Below are 15,133 nucleotides of genomic sequence, written 5' to 3'. Positions count from 1 at the left end.
TTTGGTAAATTCCTTAATGTTTATGGCTAAACGACAACCGTCATCCCGCTGCTTGTTAGCGGGATCTCTTGTTAGCGGCTGAGATACCGCGAATGAATCGCGGTATGACGGTGTAGATAGTATCCCGCTACGTGTTAGCGGGATCTATGTTAAGGTATGACGGTTAAGTAAGGGATCTATGTTAAGAGATACCGCGGCGGTATGACGGTTAAGTAGGGTGTCATTCCAGTGCTTGACACTGGAATCCAGCCTTTATTATGCAGCCACTTGGTTGAAATTAAGTCTTCTGGATCCCAGTGTCAAGCACTGGGATGACAAAAAAAGGAGGCTACTCGGATGACAGGAGAAGGTACTGCCGTCATAAAGGAACCAGTTTCAGCTACTTTCATGACATCGTTGTAACATTGTACCATATTACAATTTAGCGTTTTTAGTAACTAAGAAAAGTGCTTCCCCCTTTTAGAGCACTGCATATAATAGAATTATATCGCAGTGCATTGCGAAACAAAATTCCCAATACTACAGGAGGCTTTATGAATAAGAAATTTCTCTATTCACCATTGTCAATAAAAAGCATAGGAGAAAACGGTGTATTTTCTGGTTATGCTAGCGTTTTTAATATAGTTGATAAACAAAATGATCTGATATTGCCTGGAGCATTTAAGGAAAATTTAAACAGAAATAAAATAAAACTCCTTTGGCAGCATAATCCTGACGAACCTATAGGTAGTATCATAGATATTTACGAAAATGATGTTGGTCTATATATAATTGCACATTTACTTTTGGGTATTCAGAAAGCAGAAGAAGTGTATTTGATGCTCAAAACTGGGGCAATTAACGGACTTTCCATCGGCTATATACCTATAGAGTATGATGTTGATCATAAAAGTGGAGCTAGAGTGTTAAAACAAGTGGAATTATGGGAAGTCAGTTTGGTCACTTTTCCTGCAAACTTGGCTGCTCAGGTAATCAATGTGAAAAATCAGAACAATGAACAGGAAGTGTTAGCAAGAGCGATAGAAAAAGCAAATGCTGTACTTGCAGACATGTACATTTCTGCTTAAAGTGTATTAGGCGGGCAAAGACTTTACCATAATTTGACACCTGTGTTAGTATTTATTATACTAATATATATAACTTTATCACTGTTAAAATTTTCTGTAAATTAAAGTTAAAAAACAAGGTAATTTTATGCCAAATATTAATAATACGGCTAATTATGAAATTAATGTTAAACGAAAGGAAAAAAAATACAGTTGGTCTACTGTATTTGCTTGGTTGTTTCTAAAAACGATTGGACGAATATTGCCCAAGAGATGGAACAGATGGGCAGAAAATATTTTGTACTACGATAAAACTACTGCAAACAATGAAGTTCAAACTGATGCTTTTAAGACAATAGATGGAAGTGTTCAAGTTGACTTAAAACCTGAAGTAGCAGTAAGAGAGAGCCAAAGTGGAGTAATAAGTAAGGATGGAGAGGTTCAAACTAATAAAGTAACATTTCACGATATAGCAATGCAGACCGAATACGTCGAAACAACGGATAAAAATAGTGATCAAGCACAGCAGGTTGAAGACTTACAATCAAAAAATGGCTTATTGGAAGTGAAAATTGAAGAATTGCGATCTATAATCATAAGGCTTAAAGCGGACTTACAATCAAAAAATAGCTCGTTAAAAAAGGAAAATAGAGAATTGCAATCTATAATCATAAGACTTAAAAAGAGTTATAGAGAATTGGTAGAAGTTACAGATAAACAAGAGAAAGAGTTTTTAGTAAAGTTGAAGGCAGAATGTGAGATGATAGGGTGCCAGGGAAGAGAATTAACTGAATTCAGAGCAGAATTTACCAATAAAATAAACGAGCTTTTTGAAAGGGTGGAAGAAGTCAGGAAAGAAAAATCGAAGAAAAAAAAAGAAGAGTTACAAGAGCAAGTTGAACATCTGAATGCAAAATTAGAAAGAGCAAGAAATGTTGCAATATTTTCTATTGGAGAGCGTACAAAAACACTTGATGAAAATCTGACATTAAAAAATCAACAAATTGAAAGTTCACCAGCTAAAGATGAACAACAAAATGGGAAGTTAACAGAGAAAGATACACAAGGGCAAACAAAAACTAAAGCGCCAGATACAGTGAGTACAGTATCTACTGCAAAATCAACTACTGGTTCTATGAAGTCAAAAATTCCAAAGGGTTTATCTAAGCTTCGTGGGAATGAGAATTGCGATAAATTTTTATCTGATAAAAATAAAGAGTTGAAAAAAAGTTTTTCTGAATTTGAAAAGAAACACTTTTGCCATAACGTGCTTAATGAAACTATAAAGTCTCTATCAAATCAAGATGATGGCAAATTTGAAAGCAGTAAGCTGCTTGAATTATTAGAAAGTAATTTGAAACAATCCGCAAGGGAGATCATAGAAGCTAAGGTTAAAGAAGTTGTCAACGAACATTGTAACATTGGAAAAAATATGGGTAAAGAACTACGAGATGACACGTTAAAAGCCAAGTTGTCACCTTCTGTTAGAAAATGCGTAAAAAAATTAGAATTTAACAAACAAGAAGGGGTAAATAAGATTGTAGACTCTATCTTGCACAGCTTTAATAGCAAGAATAATAATAATAACGACTCAGGAGAATTGCTTAAAGAAATTGTTACAGGAAAATTAACAGAGGCTAAAATGAAATGTTTTTCAAATAAGATTCAAGAGTTACAACTGGCATTAAGCATAAGAGATAAATTTTTATCTCCAGATCAGGGAATGTGTAATCAAACTCAAGGAGGAGTAAACGAATATCAATTAACAGAAAAAGCTAAAAAAGAACATATACCTAATTCCTCTATGAGTTCCCCTAATATTGCAAGCATACATTCATTGAACAGTCAGAAAGCAGTTAGAATAGGCTCTTAGCATAAAGCACCAGCTCCTCTTTTGTTAAAGTGTAGGAGCTATCTTCCCAATGTTGTTTTAGCAATTCCAAGTTTCTACCTAAACTTTTTCCTGGCTGGTGACCTATACTTATTAAATCATCGCCAGATAAAGGAAATTTTGGAATATTGAATGTGTTAGCAAATGAAATGTATTCATCAACATTTTCTCCAGACTCAACACCACAAATTTTCACTAAATCACAATATAATTCTCTACCAAATAAAGATATGTATTTTTTTTGCTCTTTTTCTGAGAGTTCTGTTTTGATATCGTTGGATAGTAAAAATAGCAGCTTTTTCTTTTGCTTGTTCGAAAGACGTAAAAATTTGCTTACATATTCTCCAAGACTTAACCTGTCATTTTTTTTAGTAGCCCTAAGGAGTAACGCTAATTTTACTAGTGCATCAGTGCCCAAAAGAAGTGGCGAAGACAGAATTTCGCATTTTACTTCTTTTGGGATAATCTTTTGCAAAACATCAGATTCTTGCATGCTCTTAAGTGTTGGAAAAGGATCATTGCACTCCAGCAATTTAAGTATTTCATCTCTTATTCTCTCTCCAGAGAGGTTTTGGATCATATGCGAATGCTTTTTGCATACGCTTAGTATTTCATCACTCAAATCTCCGACACATATTTTTGCATGAAAACGAAAAGCTCTTAGAATACGTAGATAGTCTTCTTTAATTCTATCTTCAGCGTTGCCTATAAAGTTTAACCTTCGCGCTTTTAAGTCCTCTATACCACCAAAGTAGTCATATATATGGCCATGCTTATCTGCATACAGAGCATTAAATGTAAAGTCGCGCCTTGAAGCATCCGCTTGCCAATTATTGGTAAATTCTACTTTTGCATGCCTACCATCACATTTCACATCATGCCTTAGTGTTGTGATCTCAAAAGATCTTTGATTTAGAACCGCAGTGATAGTTCCATGTTTTAAGCCAGTTGGAATAGTTTTAATATTACGGAGTTTTAGCGCTTTAATCGTTTGATTGGGAAGCAAATTAGTAGCTAAATCGATGTCGTGGACATCACGCTGCAAAATTGAGTCTCTCACACACCCGCCGACAAGCCTAGCCTCACCACCAAATTCCTCTATGGCATCAATAATTAAACTAGTCTCATGGTCAACTTGCATTTAGGTTAGTACGTACTGCAAGTTCATATTATATGAAATGCTTGCAAAAGCCCTATATAAAAATATACAGGGCTATGAAGATTTATTTTACACTTCCAATTGTGATATTTGTTGTTGATGAAATGTTTTTTCTGTTCTTGATTCCTCCATACTACATCTTGGTGAGCTTGAAGGGTTTTGCTTCTCAGAGCGCTCTATGCGCTGCTTTATATCACTAACGCACTGCCCTACAACATCACCAATTTTTCCATCAGCATTTTCTGCCAATAACTTATCAAATCCCTTTTCAACCTCTGCTCTCTCAGAGATATCCTTTGAAAGGTTACAATATTCTAAGATCTCGTCTAGCTGCAGTTTTTTTGCTAATAGGAAATCTTCTTGTTCTTGCTCTTGTTTAAGTTTGGTTTCCTCTTGCAGTTGTTTTGCTAAACTTTTATTTCTATCAAGCAATGGTTCGAAATGCAATCCGCCTTTGTTTATTATATGCACAATACTACTATCATCATAATCAACTTTATTGTATTCACCTGCACTTTTTGAACCTGAATTGTCTATTAATTCATGCAAAGACAGATCTTGGTTATCAACAGTCTGGTTCTCTATAACATGTAGCTTTACCTTATACTTTTCACAAAGTATTCTGCCTTCAACGTCAGGATCACCCCACCTACTGTTACGCATAATGTCTGCTGTATAATCATCTACAGTTTCACTACGGTGCTGGCCATTGTTATCATGACTATTGACAATTGCATTTGTAAACCACTTTGGTGGATTCTTTTGCGCAAATTCCCTACAATCATTTCTTAATTTTTCGGCAGTAACTTGCTCTCCTGTCTGTTGTTCTAGACTTTGCCTGAACGAGTCAAAAAAACAGCTTCCATTACCAATTGCTTGTCCTACATAGAAATTGTCAGGGTAAGGGTTACTATTTAAAAGAGTTATTTCTTGCCCTGAGATCCTGGGCCTTTTTATTCCAACCTCAACATCATGAAAGTCACTTGGTAGTTTCCGTTTCTTAGCTGTAGTCATAGTTTTACCTTAATTTAAGCTATATATTACTATACCAACAAAATTGTCAATAAGCGACTAATTAAGTATAGCAGAAATTTTTAAATTATGCAATAGTTATAATTTTACATAGCAAATATGAGTTTTAACTGCGGTATAGTTGGGTTACCAAACATAGGAAAATCAACCTTATTTAATGCGCTTACAGAGTCAAGTGCAGCCGAAGCTGCAAATTATCCTTTTTGCACAATCGAGCCAAATATAGGCAAGATTTCGATAAAAGATCAACGTTTGAAACAAATCGCAGCAATTGCAGGCTCAGAGAAGGTAATCTACAACCAATTAGAAGTTGTAGATATTGCAGGTCTGGTAAAGGGTGCGAGTAAAGGCGAAGGGCTCGGCAATAAATTTTTAAGCCATATCAGAGAAGTTGATGCCATCGTTCATCTGCTCAGGTGCTTTACGGATGACGATATCAGCCATGTACACAGTAAAATAGATCCAATATCAGATGTTGAAGTGGTAGAAATGGAATTAATCCTAGCTGATATTGATAGCATAGAAAAAAGGCTTCCTCAATTGGAAAAGAAAGCAAAGCAAGGTGATAAAGAGCTAAAGAGACAACTTGAATTAATGCAAGAGGTACTGGCTACTTTAAAATCAGGTAGACCTGCAAGAAGTTTGGAGAATATCGATGGAGATGAGATGAAGTTGCTTCAATTGCTGACAACAAAGCCCGTTATGTACGTTTGCAATGTTGAAGATACAAATGTTATAACTGGCAATGAATTATCTAAAAAGGTAGAGAGAATGGCAGAGGAAAATAAAAGCAAATTTTATTGCATTTCAGCAAAACTCGAAGCAGATATTGCAAATCTTGATAGTGAAGAGGAAAAACAGAGTTTTTTATCAGAATTTGGCTTACAAGAATCAGGGCTTGATGGAGTAGCGCGTATTATGTATGAAGTGCTGAGTATGATAACTTTCTTTACTGTGGGCCCCAAAGAAGCACGGGCATGGCCAGTAAAAATAGGGTCAACAGCCGATAAAGCAGCAGGTGTAATCCACACTGATTTTGAGAAAGGCTTTATAAAAGCAGAGACAATAAGCTTTGCAGACTACATAAAGTATGGAAGTGAACCGGCTTGTAAAGACGCAGGAAAAATTCGCTTTGAAGGCAGAGATTACATCGTGCAAGATGGTGATATAATGCACTTTAGGTTTAATGTGTAGCTTTCTGGGGAGCAGTCCTACGTCATACCGCGATTCATTCGCGGTATCTCTGAGCATAGATCCCGCTAACAAGTAGCGGGATGACGGTTGTCAGGGTGTCATGCAAGTAGCTGACACTGGTTCCTTTATGACGGTGTCATTCCAGTCTGGAATCCAGCTTTTAATACAACCCCTCACCAAAAATATTGTGTTTTAACATAAGGTTAGCTACTTTTATACTCACCAACTTAATCTCTAATCAAAATTCCTGGATCCAAGTAGTCAGGGCACTGGGATGACATCCTCCCTAGCGGATTCAAATCACAATGTTCGTACATGACCACTTTGCTTCAATATTTGCGATGCCCCTGAACAGATACAAAAAATCTATTGTTTTTTTATAAATTAAATCCTAAGGCATTTTTTACTGTAGATTAATCATTTGATTATAGTATCATTTTAATTAAGCTTATGCTTGGGATATTTATGAAGAATATTTTATATTTTATATTATTAGCTGTCGTATTCGGATCACCCATCCTGTTTGCCGTAGAGCAGCTTGAAGAAAAGAAAATTGAATCAGTTCATAAAAACGAAAATGTAGGTGTAAGGAAGCAAGATAGCACAAATCAAAAAGATGAGTTGAAAAGCAACGTCGATGCTAAACAAACACAAGAGGCTGAGAGCAAAAGATTAGACGGCACTACCGATAAAGAGAAACTGCAACACAACGAGAACAAAGCTTTCGTGGTTGAAAAAACTATAAGTGAAGGTGAAAGGATTGATAAAGATTTGCCAAATGACCAGCTAGAAGGAAGCACAGACAAATTTGCTCAAAATTTACCAAATGTGGCCAATAAAGAAGTGAATAAAGATTTGAAACCAGAGCCTTTGCCTTTAAGTGCTGATTTAAATGAGAATACAGCTAATCCGCAAAAAAATCTACAAGCTGATCAGAAGATTGATATAAAAGATAATGAACTTTCAAAAAGTGATGCGAGTCAATTATTAGAGGAAAAAAAAGAAAAAGTAGAGAGTCAGTTTGAAGAAAAAAAAGTGAAAGAAACAAACAGTAATTCCAAGGACCGCAATAGAGTAAAACCTATAACTAAAAAAGATGAAAGTGAAAAGAAAAATTTACAAAAATGGACAAAGCTAAACAGAGAACCAATAAAAGAATGGGGTCATAAAGACATACAAAGCAAGTCAATATATAAACGACAATATGATAGCCTTAATGAGCATCTTCCTACAACTGTGTTTATTGATGATTACAGTAAGCAATTTTTTTACTGCATTAAGAAGAACAACTTAACTTGCTTAAGAGGAGTAATAAGTAAGCTAGAAAAAATTGGATTAACAATTCAAGAGATACTAAGGTTTAGAAATAAATTGGGTGATACTCCTCTCATTTATTCAGTTAAACAAGGTGAGGTAGACATAGTGCGCTTTCTCTTATTACAAGGTGCTGATCTTAGAGTAGTTAACAATAATTTTCAATCCCCAATTGATATAGCAATCGAAAAAAAGCAGATCAATATAATAAATGCGATTGCCGAAATGATGCCACATCTTTTGGAGGATAGAAAAATAGACAATAAAGAAAGCTCAGCAATGTACGATTGGGCTGTGAAAACGAAAGAAATACAGTGCGATAAGCAAGATGATTAGATTTTTGATATTAATTTTAGTTGGTCATTTATGTTATGGAAACGAAATAAATGATGAAAAAAATCAGATTAGTGATTTTTTAAATGCTCTGCGTGATGCAAAATACGTATCTTACAGTAAAAAAGACTTTGCTGAATTTTTGGTGCAGTGCCACAAAGAGGGCGTGCCAGAAGATTTTAAGAAAGGTTTTGGTTCTAACTTAAATGGAGCTAATTTTAACCAACTGTACCTAAGTAAATCTGTTTTTGATGGAGTAAGTCTGATTGGTGCTGATTTTTCTAACACCGATTTATCCGACGTGTCTTTCATTGATGTTGATTTACGTGGTGCTAATTTCTCCAATGCTAATTTACATGGCATTAAAATAAAAGGTACAAATTTGAGTTTTACAAAATTTGTTTCTGCAAACTTAACAGATATCGTATTTGATCAGTCTAATGTTAGTTATGCTGATTTTATCAGTTCCGATCTCAAAAAAGTAAGTATGCACAACGTAATTGGTTTGCATACTAATTTCTCGAATGTGAAAATGAATTTCTCCAACTTATCAAACTCGAATGTTAGCCACGTAAATTTTAGTGATAGTGAAATAAACGATACTGTTATGCAGAAAAACAACCTTGATAATGCAAGTTTCTTTGGAGTGGATGCATATAAATTAAAGATACAATTTTCTTCATTAAAAAATGCTAACATATATGGTGCAGAGTTAAAAGAATCAGACTTTACAGGTAGCAATCTTTCCGATGCCTGCCTTAATTCTTCTATCATAATTAACAGTAACTTCGACGAGGCTAATTTAAGCAACACACAAATTTCCTATGTGAATGACGATAATTCAAGTTTTGTTCAATCTATACTAAATGGTTCCAAGATAAAACATGCATATGTTTCTGAAGCAAATCTTCATGATGCTGATTTATCCAATATTGATTTTAGTTTTAGTGAACTGCATCAAGTTAATGTCTCTAATGCTGACATTCGTCACGGAAAGTTTCATAATACTAAAGTTGCAAATTCTAACATGAATGGCTCATTTTTTGACCATTCACTATTCACCTCTGCGAAGATAGAAGATTCAGACCTTTCTACAACTTCAATGTATAAGATAAAAATCCAAGACTCTCAAGTTTATAACAGTACACTTTCTCGCCATAATATTGATTCCAGTGAAATAGAAAATTCAATATTCTTTAATTTATTAGCTGATAATTCGAGTTGGTCCAATTTAAAAGTAACTAATTCAAATTTTATTGAAAGCGATTTCAGATCTTCTTTGCTTCACGCTAATGCCTTTAGGAAAACTAGCTTTTTTCTTAGCAATTTGAGTAATTCAACAATTAGTGATATGTCTTTTCTCTCTTCAAGCATATATAAAAGTTCAGTTGTTGATGCTCACTTAACAGGTTGCAAATTTGATAATTCAATTTTGATTGACAATAAAGGACAGAAAAAACTTGCAGGTTCAGAAAATGCTATAACTTCGATTAAAGATTTGCAAGAGAAAATATCACAGGGTGAAAAATTTAATGTAAATTATTCTTACTTTGAATTTAAGAATATGAATTTAGAAAATGCCGATTTTTCTAATTCAACATTGAGTAGAGCAAAGTTTGTAAACGTTAATTTGAATAAGGCAAATTTTGAAAAGACCGATTTGCGCTATACTGTCTTTGATAACTCTTCTCTCATTGGCACCAACTTATCAAATTCTAATTTAGAAGGTTCTAGCTTTTTAAACTCTGATCCAAAAAGCACCATGTTAAAAAATGCAAAGAAAAATGACCGTAAAAAGTGAGGGCGTATTATTGGTTCTATCCTCCCCTTCTGGAGCTGGAAAAACTACTATATCAGCAAAATTACTTGAGCGATCAACTAATTTAGTTAGGTCTGTTTCTATGACTACGCGCAAGCCTCGCCCCGGCGAAATAAATGGAAAAGACTATTTTTTCGTTACCGAAGAAAAATTTCACGAGTTATGCAAAGCTGGCCAAATGCTTGAATACGCCAAAGTTTTTGAGAATTTTTATGGTATACCAAGAAATTTTATAGAGCAAAACTTAAGCAATGGAATAAGCGTTTTACTCAGCATAGACTGGCAAGGAGCATTTCACTTATTCAAGCTCATGAGAAAAAAAGTTGTAAGTGTTTTTATACTTCCCCCTTCAATGGAAGAGCTTAGGTTGCGTTTGCAAAAGCGTAATAGTGATGATGCAAGCGAAATAGAGCGCAGATTAGCCGAAGCTCAAAAAGAGATAAGCAAACGTGATAAATATGATTATGTAATAATCAATGATGATATTGATAAAAGTGTAGAAGAGATAAGCTCCATACTAAATAAAGAAAGACTTAAAAAACTAAAAGAAAAACCAAGTCTGGAAGACTGATAAAAACATCAATTTGGATATTTGCAGCTATAGTTTCTTATCCTATTTTAGCCAATAGCACATTTCACAGTTTAGCTATATTTATTATTTTTTAAGATTAAATGGTTAAAATAGTAGCAACTGTTCAAGTGAGGATTTGACTATGATAACAGATTTTCTAATAGAAACTAGTTTTCTGCCTTTCCACCTATACATATACAACGTTTAGCTCAATTTAAAAGTCAAACTTCTTGGTTGTTAGTTTAGTGCTGACAACTTAAATAGCTTTTAATATTGAGGTTTTAGTATGGGTATAGATATAACTGCACTAACTACTAATGCAGATAAATTAGGTGAATGCATAGATAAAAATAAAAAGCAAGAGCAGGATAGAAAAGACGAGCAATTGTATGGCATTATAGAGAGAAAGGTAAAAAAAGAAGAACACAAGCGTGAAAAACCAAGAGGTCAAGATGGAACCCTCAAGAAGTGTAAAAGGTTATTTGAGAAAGATGCTAGTCCTGAAGTATTAACTAAATTAGAAGAATCACTTAGAGAACAAGAGAAATATTATAGGTATTATGTCCAATGCTTCCTTCCAGTGCTAGATAAAGCAATAGAACGATCGAAAAAAATATCAAATGAAACAAAAGAGCGAGTAAAGCAAGCAATTTCAGAAATTACTTATAATAGCAAATATTGTAACCAAAATGATCGTAGGGACAGTGGAATTGAAAGTGACTACAGTAGCGATGCTGGTGATGATTATGAGAAACATTCAATCAGTAACCCTAATACAGCAAATGAAGATCAAGAAGTAGAGAAAAGCAACGGAACAACGCATAATAATGTTCAATTACTAAAAGCGATCAAAAATGGAAATAACAGGAAATTTAGAAAATATCTAAAAGATTGTACGGATATTAGCAGCATAAAAGATGAAAAAGGAAATAATATTTTACACTTGATTGTTAAACCTGAAACAAAACAAAAACTTGAACTTCTCAATATATTGCTAAAAGCAGGTCAAAAAGAGCAATTTATAAAAGCTGTAAATGATAAAAACAAAGAAGGGCAAACACCGCTCTATCAACTACTCCAGCGCATACAAGAAAAGAGTAAAGAGCCTTCATTGAAAGATAAAATAAAAAATGTAGTAAAAAAAGAATTTAAGGATACTGGCAGGTATAAAGCCTTAGAGTTATTTTTACAAAACGGTGCAGATATTACTGTGCAAGATAAAGATGAAAAAAATGCTCTGCACTATATTGCTTCATTCAAAGGAGAACAAAAAGTTACATGTTTGAAGTTGACTTTAGGTAAGGATGAATTTAGTAAGGCTATAAATGCTGTTAACGGGAAAGAGCAAACACCTCTTCATCAGTTGCTTCAGCATATAAAAGAAAAGAATGAGGATCGATCATGTACAGATAGAAAATTTGAAAAAACAAATAGATATAAAGCCTTAGAGTTATTTTTACAAAACGGTGCAGATATTACTGTGCAAGATAAAGATGAAAAAAATGCTCTGCACTATATTGCTTTACTAAAAGGAGAACAAAAAGTTACATGTTTAGAGTTGATTTCAAATAAAGATGATGCTGTAAATACTACTAACAAGGAAGGGCAAACACCGCTCCATCAGATACTCCAGCGCATACAAGAGAAGAGTGAGAACCGATCACTTAAGAAATTTGAAAAAACTAAAAGGTATGAAACCCTAGAACTATTGCTAAAAAATGGTGCAGATATTACTGTGCAAGATAAAGATGAAAAAAATGCTCTGCACTATATTGCTTCATTCAAAGGAGAACAAAAAGTTACATGTTTAGAGTTGATTTTAAATTCGGTGGAAAAAGAGAAATTTAGTAAAGCTGCAAACGCCGCTAACGAAAAAGAACGCACACCACTACAAGTAGCGCTAATTACTAAGACGACAAAAGATAAACATAATTTGGTCAATCCTAAGAGCCGTGATAACACGATCAAGTTCTGTGTAAAATTATTGCAAAATGGTGTTGACCCAAAGCAGTTAATACTACCCGAAAGATTATGGAGCAAAGAGTATTATAAAACTATAAAAGGAATAGAGAAATCAATGGGTAGAGCGCTTATTCCAGATGATATGAGAACTGAACTGAAGTGCAACTTTGGCAGGAAGTTAAAAGCACGCGATATTGTGAAGTACATCAATAATGTTGCTTGTAAAGCAGTGACAACGCTTGTATTTGCTGCTTTAGCCTGTGCAGCAATATTCAGTGCTTCTCAAGGAATTATTACAATTGCAACTGCCTCATCTATTATAGCAGTTATTGGAGTTTGTTATCTTATTTACTTGAATTTAGAAAATATTTATGAAGGATTTGGAAAAATTAAAGGAAAGTTTACTGAAGAAAAGCAACTTACACTTCAAGATAACGCACCAAAAAATGATACACAATGCAATAACTCTGTTAAAGATATAGAAAATAAGTCCAACGATTTAGAAGAGCAAGAGGTGCAAAAATCATCAAATCAATCAGAGCATACTGAGAGTCCTCCAGACACTAAAATGAGTACCATATCAATAAAACTCGTTGAAAAATTGTGTAGGGATAGTGTAACTAGTAAACCCTCTTCTCTGGCGCTATGAAATCAATCTCACCGCTCAGAGTTTTTTCAGCCACTTTTTTATAATCAATTTTTACGTTAATTTGCCCTTTCTTTTCTTCAAGCCACGCTATAGTGTGCTTCATCCAGTTTTTGTCATCACGTTCAGGAAAGTCTTCACGAGCATGGGCACCTCTGCTTTCCTCGCGATTAGCTGCGCATTCCATGGTAATAACCGCTTGTGGGATCATGTTAGCAAGCTCCAGTGCTTCAACTAAATCACTATTCCACATCATACTGCGATCCTCAAGTGAAATATCAGGCATCATTTTTGCTACCTTTTTTATAGCTTTTTTGCCTTCTTCTAAAACTTCAGCAACACGGAACACTGATGCGTACTTTTGCATAGTGTTCTGCATTTCGCTGCGTATTTTTGCTACTTTTAGCCCACCGGAGGCAAATCGCATTTTATTAAATCTATCTACTATCCAGTCTGTGCAGTCTGAATGCAATTTTTTATGTGGTGTACCGGATTTTAGTTTCTCTCTTGCTCTGAGCGCTGCAGCTCTACCAAAAACCACAAGATCAAGAAGCGAGTTAGAACCAAGTCGATTTGCACCGTGCACAGAAACACATGCAGCTTCTCCAATTGCAAATAGTCCATCTACCACTTCTTCCTTACCTTGCTTCAGCGTGATCACTTCTCCATAATAATTGGTTGGAATGCCACCCATGTTATAGTGAACAGTCGGAATGACCGGTATTGGATCTTTAGTGACATCAACTCCAGCAAAAGTTCTTGCGGTTTCGCTGATGCCCGGCAATCTGAGTTTTATTACTTCCGGATCAAGATGCGCTATAGTTAAATACATATGATCTTTTTTTGGTCCAACCCCCCTTCCCTCTCTAATTTCAATTGTTATTGCGCGACTTACCACATCACGGGAAGCTAAATCTCTTGCTTTTGGTGCGTAACGTTCCATAAACTTCTCGCCCTGAGAATTAACGAGGTACCCCCCTTCACCACGGCATCCTTCTGTCATCAGGCACCCTGAGCCATATATTCCTGTTGGATGAAATTGTACAAATTCCATATCTTCAAGTGGTAATCCAGCCCTTACTACCATGCCATTACCATCACCTGTGCAGGTATGCGCACTTGTTGCAGAGAAATAAACACGTCCATATCCACCTGTTGCTAACACCACTCTATGCGCACGAAATCTATGTAATGTGCCGTCGCATAGCGACCAAGCAAGAACTCCGCAGCATGTTTCGCTATCCATAATTAAATCAATCACAAAGTATTCAACAAAAAATTCAGCGTTGAATTTAAGACACTGCTGATATAGAGTGTGAAGGATTGCGTGCCCAGTCTTATCTGCTGCCGCACAAGTGCGCTGCGCTGATTTTCCTTTACCAAAGTGAGTTGTCATTCCACCAAAGGAACGCTGGTATATTTTGCCATCTTCTGTACGAGAAAAAGGTACGCCAAAATTTTCAAGTTCAATAACAGCTTTAGCAGCGTTTTTACACATATATTCTATTGCATCTTGATCACCAAGCCAGTCTGAACCTTTTATTGTGTCATATGCATGCCAGCGCCAATCGTCTTCACCGATATTACCTAAAGCTGCACTAATTCCGCCTTGTGCTGCAACTGTATGACTTCGTGTAGGGAAAATTTTAGAAATGCAGGCAACTGAAAAATTAGTTGCAGCCATCCCAAGCGTTGCTCTGAGCCCTGCTCCACCTGCACCTACTACTACCACGTCATACTCATGTTCTATGATCTCATACGCTGACTTATCCATATTTACTTATTTTATCATTACAGGCTTATGATATCACAGAAGTAGAAAAAATCTATACAAGTTTTCTATAGTTAAGACGTCATGCCGCCGCGGCGCTAACAAGTAGCGGGATGACAGCAATCCTACGTCATACCGCCGCAGTATCTCAGCCACTAACACGTAGCGGGATGACGAGCTTATTGTCATGCCGCCGCGAACCGTCATACCGCCACGAACCGTCATACCGCGATTCATTCGCGGTATCTCTAGATCCCGCTAACAAGCAGCGGGATGACGATTGTCGTTTAGCTATAAATATTAAGAAATTTACCAAACGAAAAAAAAGGCAAAAGAAGCCCCGTGGTTATTATCCGCTTTAAAATATTGGCGTTTTTTATGTTTTAAACGCTTGA

General features: G+C 35.4%; 11 protein-coding genes and 1 pseudogene. 7 read left to right on the top strand and 5 right to left on the bottom strand.

Annotated features, from left to right (window positions below):
- Nucleotides 1-200 precede the first annotated feature (200 nt).
- Nucleotides 201-299, bottom strand: a pseudogene (locus WOCAOBSORBRA_RS06645) (WPE palindromic element domain-containing protein); the annotation flags it as partial.
- Between the two features lie 234 nt (nucleotides 300-533).
- Here WOCAOBSORBRA_RS06645 and WOCAOBSORBRA_RS02780 point away from each other — a divergent pair.
- Nucleotides 534-1,067, top strand: coding sequence for an HK97 family phage prohead protease (locus WOCAOBSORBRA_RS02780; protein WP_174515881.1), 534 nt, complete (start codon nucleotides 534-536; stop codon nucleotides 1,065-1,067).
- Nucleotides 1,068-1,194: 127 nt separating this feature from the next.
- Nucleotides 1,195-2,919, top strand: coding sequence for a hypothetical protein (locus WOCAOBSORBRA_RS02775; protein WP_174515880.1), 1,725 nt, complete (start codon nucleotides 1,195-1,197; stop codon nucleotides 2,917-2,919).
- Here the strand turns inward: WOCAOBSORBRA_RS02775 and WOCAOBSORBRA_RS02770 are convergent.
- Both WOCAOBSORBRA_RS02770 and WOCAOBSORBRA_RS02765 read right to left on the bottom strand, forming a co-directional pair.
- Nucleotides 2,903-4,078, bottom strand: a complete 1,176-nt coding sequence (locus WOCAOBSORBRA_RS02770; RefSeq protein WP_174515879.1) for a CCA tRNA nucleotidyltransferase — start codon at nucleotides 4,076-4,078, stop codon at nucleotides 2,903-2,905. The genes WOCAOBSORBRA_RS02775 and WOCAOBSORBRA_RS02770 overlap by 17 nt on opposite strands.
- A gap of 87 nt (nucleotides 4,079-4,165) precedes the next feature.
- Entirely contained in the window at nucleotides 4,166-5,110 is a 945-nt protein-coding gene (locus tag WOCAOBSORBRA_RS02765) for an OTU domain-containing protein (protein WP_174515878.1), read from the bottom strand.
- Between the two features lie 117 nt (nucleotides 5,111-5,227).
- Between WOCAOBSORBRA_RS02765 and ychF the strand changes: the two genes are divergently transcribed.
- The 5 genes from ychF (at nucleotide 5,228) to WOCAOBSORBRA_RS02740 (ending at nucleotide 12,970) form a co-directional block, all read left to right on the top strand.
- Nucleotides 5,228-6,322 (top strand): redox-regulated ATPase YchF, encoded by a 1,095-nt coding sequence (gene ychF / locus WOCAOBSORBRA_RS02760; protein WP_174515877.1) that lies wholly within the window; start codon nucleotides 5,228-5,230, stop codon nucleotides 6,320-6,322.
- A gap of 465 nt (nucleotides 6,323-6,787) precedes the next feature.
- Complete coding sequence (locus WOCAOBSORBRA_RS02755) at nucleotides 6,788-7,972, top strand: ankyrin repeat domain-containing protein (protein WP_174515876.1); 1,185 nt, start codon at nucleotides 6,788-6,790, stop codon at nucleotides 7,970-7,972.
- The gene (locus tag WOCAOBSORBRA_RS02750) at nucleotides 7,965-9,770 is read left to right on the top strand and encodes a pentapeptide repeat-containing protein (protein ID WP_174515875.1); all 1,806 of its coding nucleotides are present in this window, start codon (nucleotides 7,965-7,967) and stop codon (nucleotides 9,768-9,770) included. The genes WOCAOBSORBRA_RS02755 and WOCAOBSORBRA_RS02750 overlap by 8 nt, the downstream gene beginning before the upstream one ends.
- Entirely contained in the window at nucleotides 9,754-10,359 is a 606-nt protein-coding gene (gene gmk, locus WOCAOBSORBRA_RS02745; protein WP_012673128.1) for a guanylate kinase, read from the top strand. Before WOCAOBSORBRA_RS02750 ends, gmk begins: the two co-directional genes overlap by 17 nt.
- 286 nt (nucleotides 10,360-10,645) lie before the next feature.
- Nucleotides 10,646-12,970, top strand: coding sequence for an ankyrin repeat domain-containing protein (locus tag WOCAOBSORBRA_RS02740; RefSeq protein ID WP_174515874.1), 2,325 nt, complete (start codon nucleotides 10,646-10,648; stop codon nucleotides 12,968-12,970).
- Here the strand turns inward: WOCAOBSORBRA_RS02740 and sdhA are convergent.
- Both sdhA and WOCAOBSORBRA_RS02730 read right to left on the bottom strand, forming a co-directional pair.
- Complete coding sequence (gene sdhA, locus WOCAOBSORBRA_RS02735) at nucleotides 12,942-14,741, bottom strand: succinate dehydrogenase flavoprotein subunit (protein ID WP_151807886.1); 1,800 nt, start codon at nucleotides 14,739-14,741, stop codon at nucleotides 12,942-12,944. The two genes, WOCAOBSORBRA_RS02740 and sdhA, sit on opposite strands and share 29 nt — an antisense overlap.
- A 33-nt stretch (nucleotides 14,742-14,774) precedes the next feature.
- Nucleotides 14,775-14,975: a hypothetical protein gene (locus WOCAOBSORBRA_RS02730; protein WP_174515873.1), complete on the bottom strand. Its 201-nt coding sequence runs from the start codon at nucleotides 14,973-14,975 to the stop codon at nucleotides 14,775-14,777.
- Nucleotides 14,976-15,133 lie beyond the last annotated feature (158 nt).

Origin of the sequence: Wolbachia endosymbiont of Cardiocondyla obscurior (genome assembly GCF_902713635.1) — a bacterium.
Taxonomy (GTDB): Bacteria; Pseudomonadota; Alphaproteobacteria; order Rickettsiales; family Anaplasmataceae; genus Wolbachia; species Wolbachia pipientis.
The sequence above is the reverse complement of the archived record's forward strand: the minus strand, read 5'-3'. Positions and strand labels throughout refer to the sequence as shown.

What these genes read in the sequence shown, in the direction of transcription:
- WOCAOBSORBRA_RS02780 (WP_174515881.1), top strand. Translation starts at nt 534, where the DNA reads ATGAATAAGAAATTTCTCTATTCACCATTGTCAATAAAAAGCATAGGA.
- WOCAOBSORBRA_RS02775 (WP_174515880.1), top strand. Translation starts at nt 1,195, where the DNA reads ATGCCAAATATTAATAATACGGCTAATTATGAAATTAATGTTAAACGA.
- WOCAOBSORBRA_RS02770 (WP_174515879.1), bottom strand. Translation starts at nt 4,078, where the DNA reads ATGCAAGTTGACCATGAGACTAGTTTAATTATTGATGCCATAGAGGAA.
- WOCAOBSORBRA_RS02765 (WP_174515878.1), bottom strand. Translation starts at nt 5,110, where the DNA reads ATGACTACAGCTAAGAAACGGAAACTACCAAGTGACTTTCATGATGTT.
- ychF (WP_174515877.1), top strand. Translation starts at nt 5,228, where the DNA reads ATGAGTTTTAACTGCGGTATAGTTGGGTTACCAAACATAGGAAAATCA.
- WOCAOBSORBRA_RS02755 (WP_174515876.1), top strand. Translation starts at nt 6,788, where the DNA reads ATGAAGAATATTTTATATTTTATATTATTAGCTGTCGTATTCGGATCA.
- WOCAOBSORBRA_RS02750 (WP_174515875.1), top strand. Translation starts at nt 7,965, where the DNA reads ATGATTAGATTTTTGATATTAATTTTAGTTGGTCATTTATGTTATGGA.
- gmk (WP_012673128.1), top strand. Translation starts at nt 9,754, where the DNA reads ATGACCGTAAAAAGTGAGGGCGTATTATTGGTTCTATCCTCCCCTTCT.
- WOCAOBSORBRA_RS02740 (WP_174515874.1), top strand. Translation starts at nt 10,646, where the DNA reads ATGGGTATAGATATAACTGCACTAACTACTAATGCAGATAAATTAGGT.
- sdhA (WP_151807886.1), bottom strand. Translation starts at nt 14,741, where the DNA reads ATGGATAAGTCAGCGTATGAGATCATAGAACATGAGTATGACGTGGTA.
- WOCAOBSORBRA_RS02730 (WP_174515873.1), bottom strand. Translation starts at nt 14,975, where the DNA reads ATGAATCGCGGTATGACGGTTCGTGGCGGTATGACGGTTCGCGGCGGC.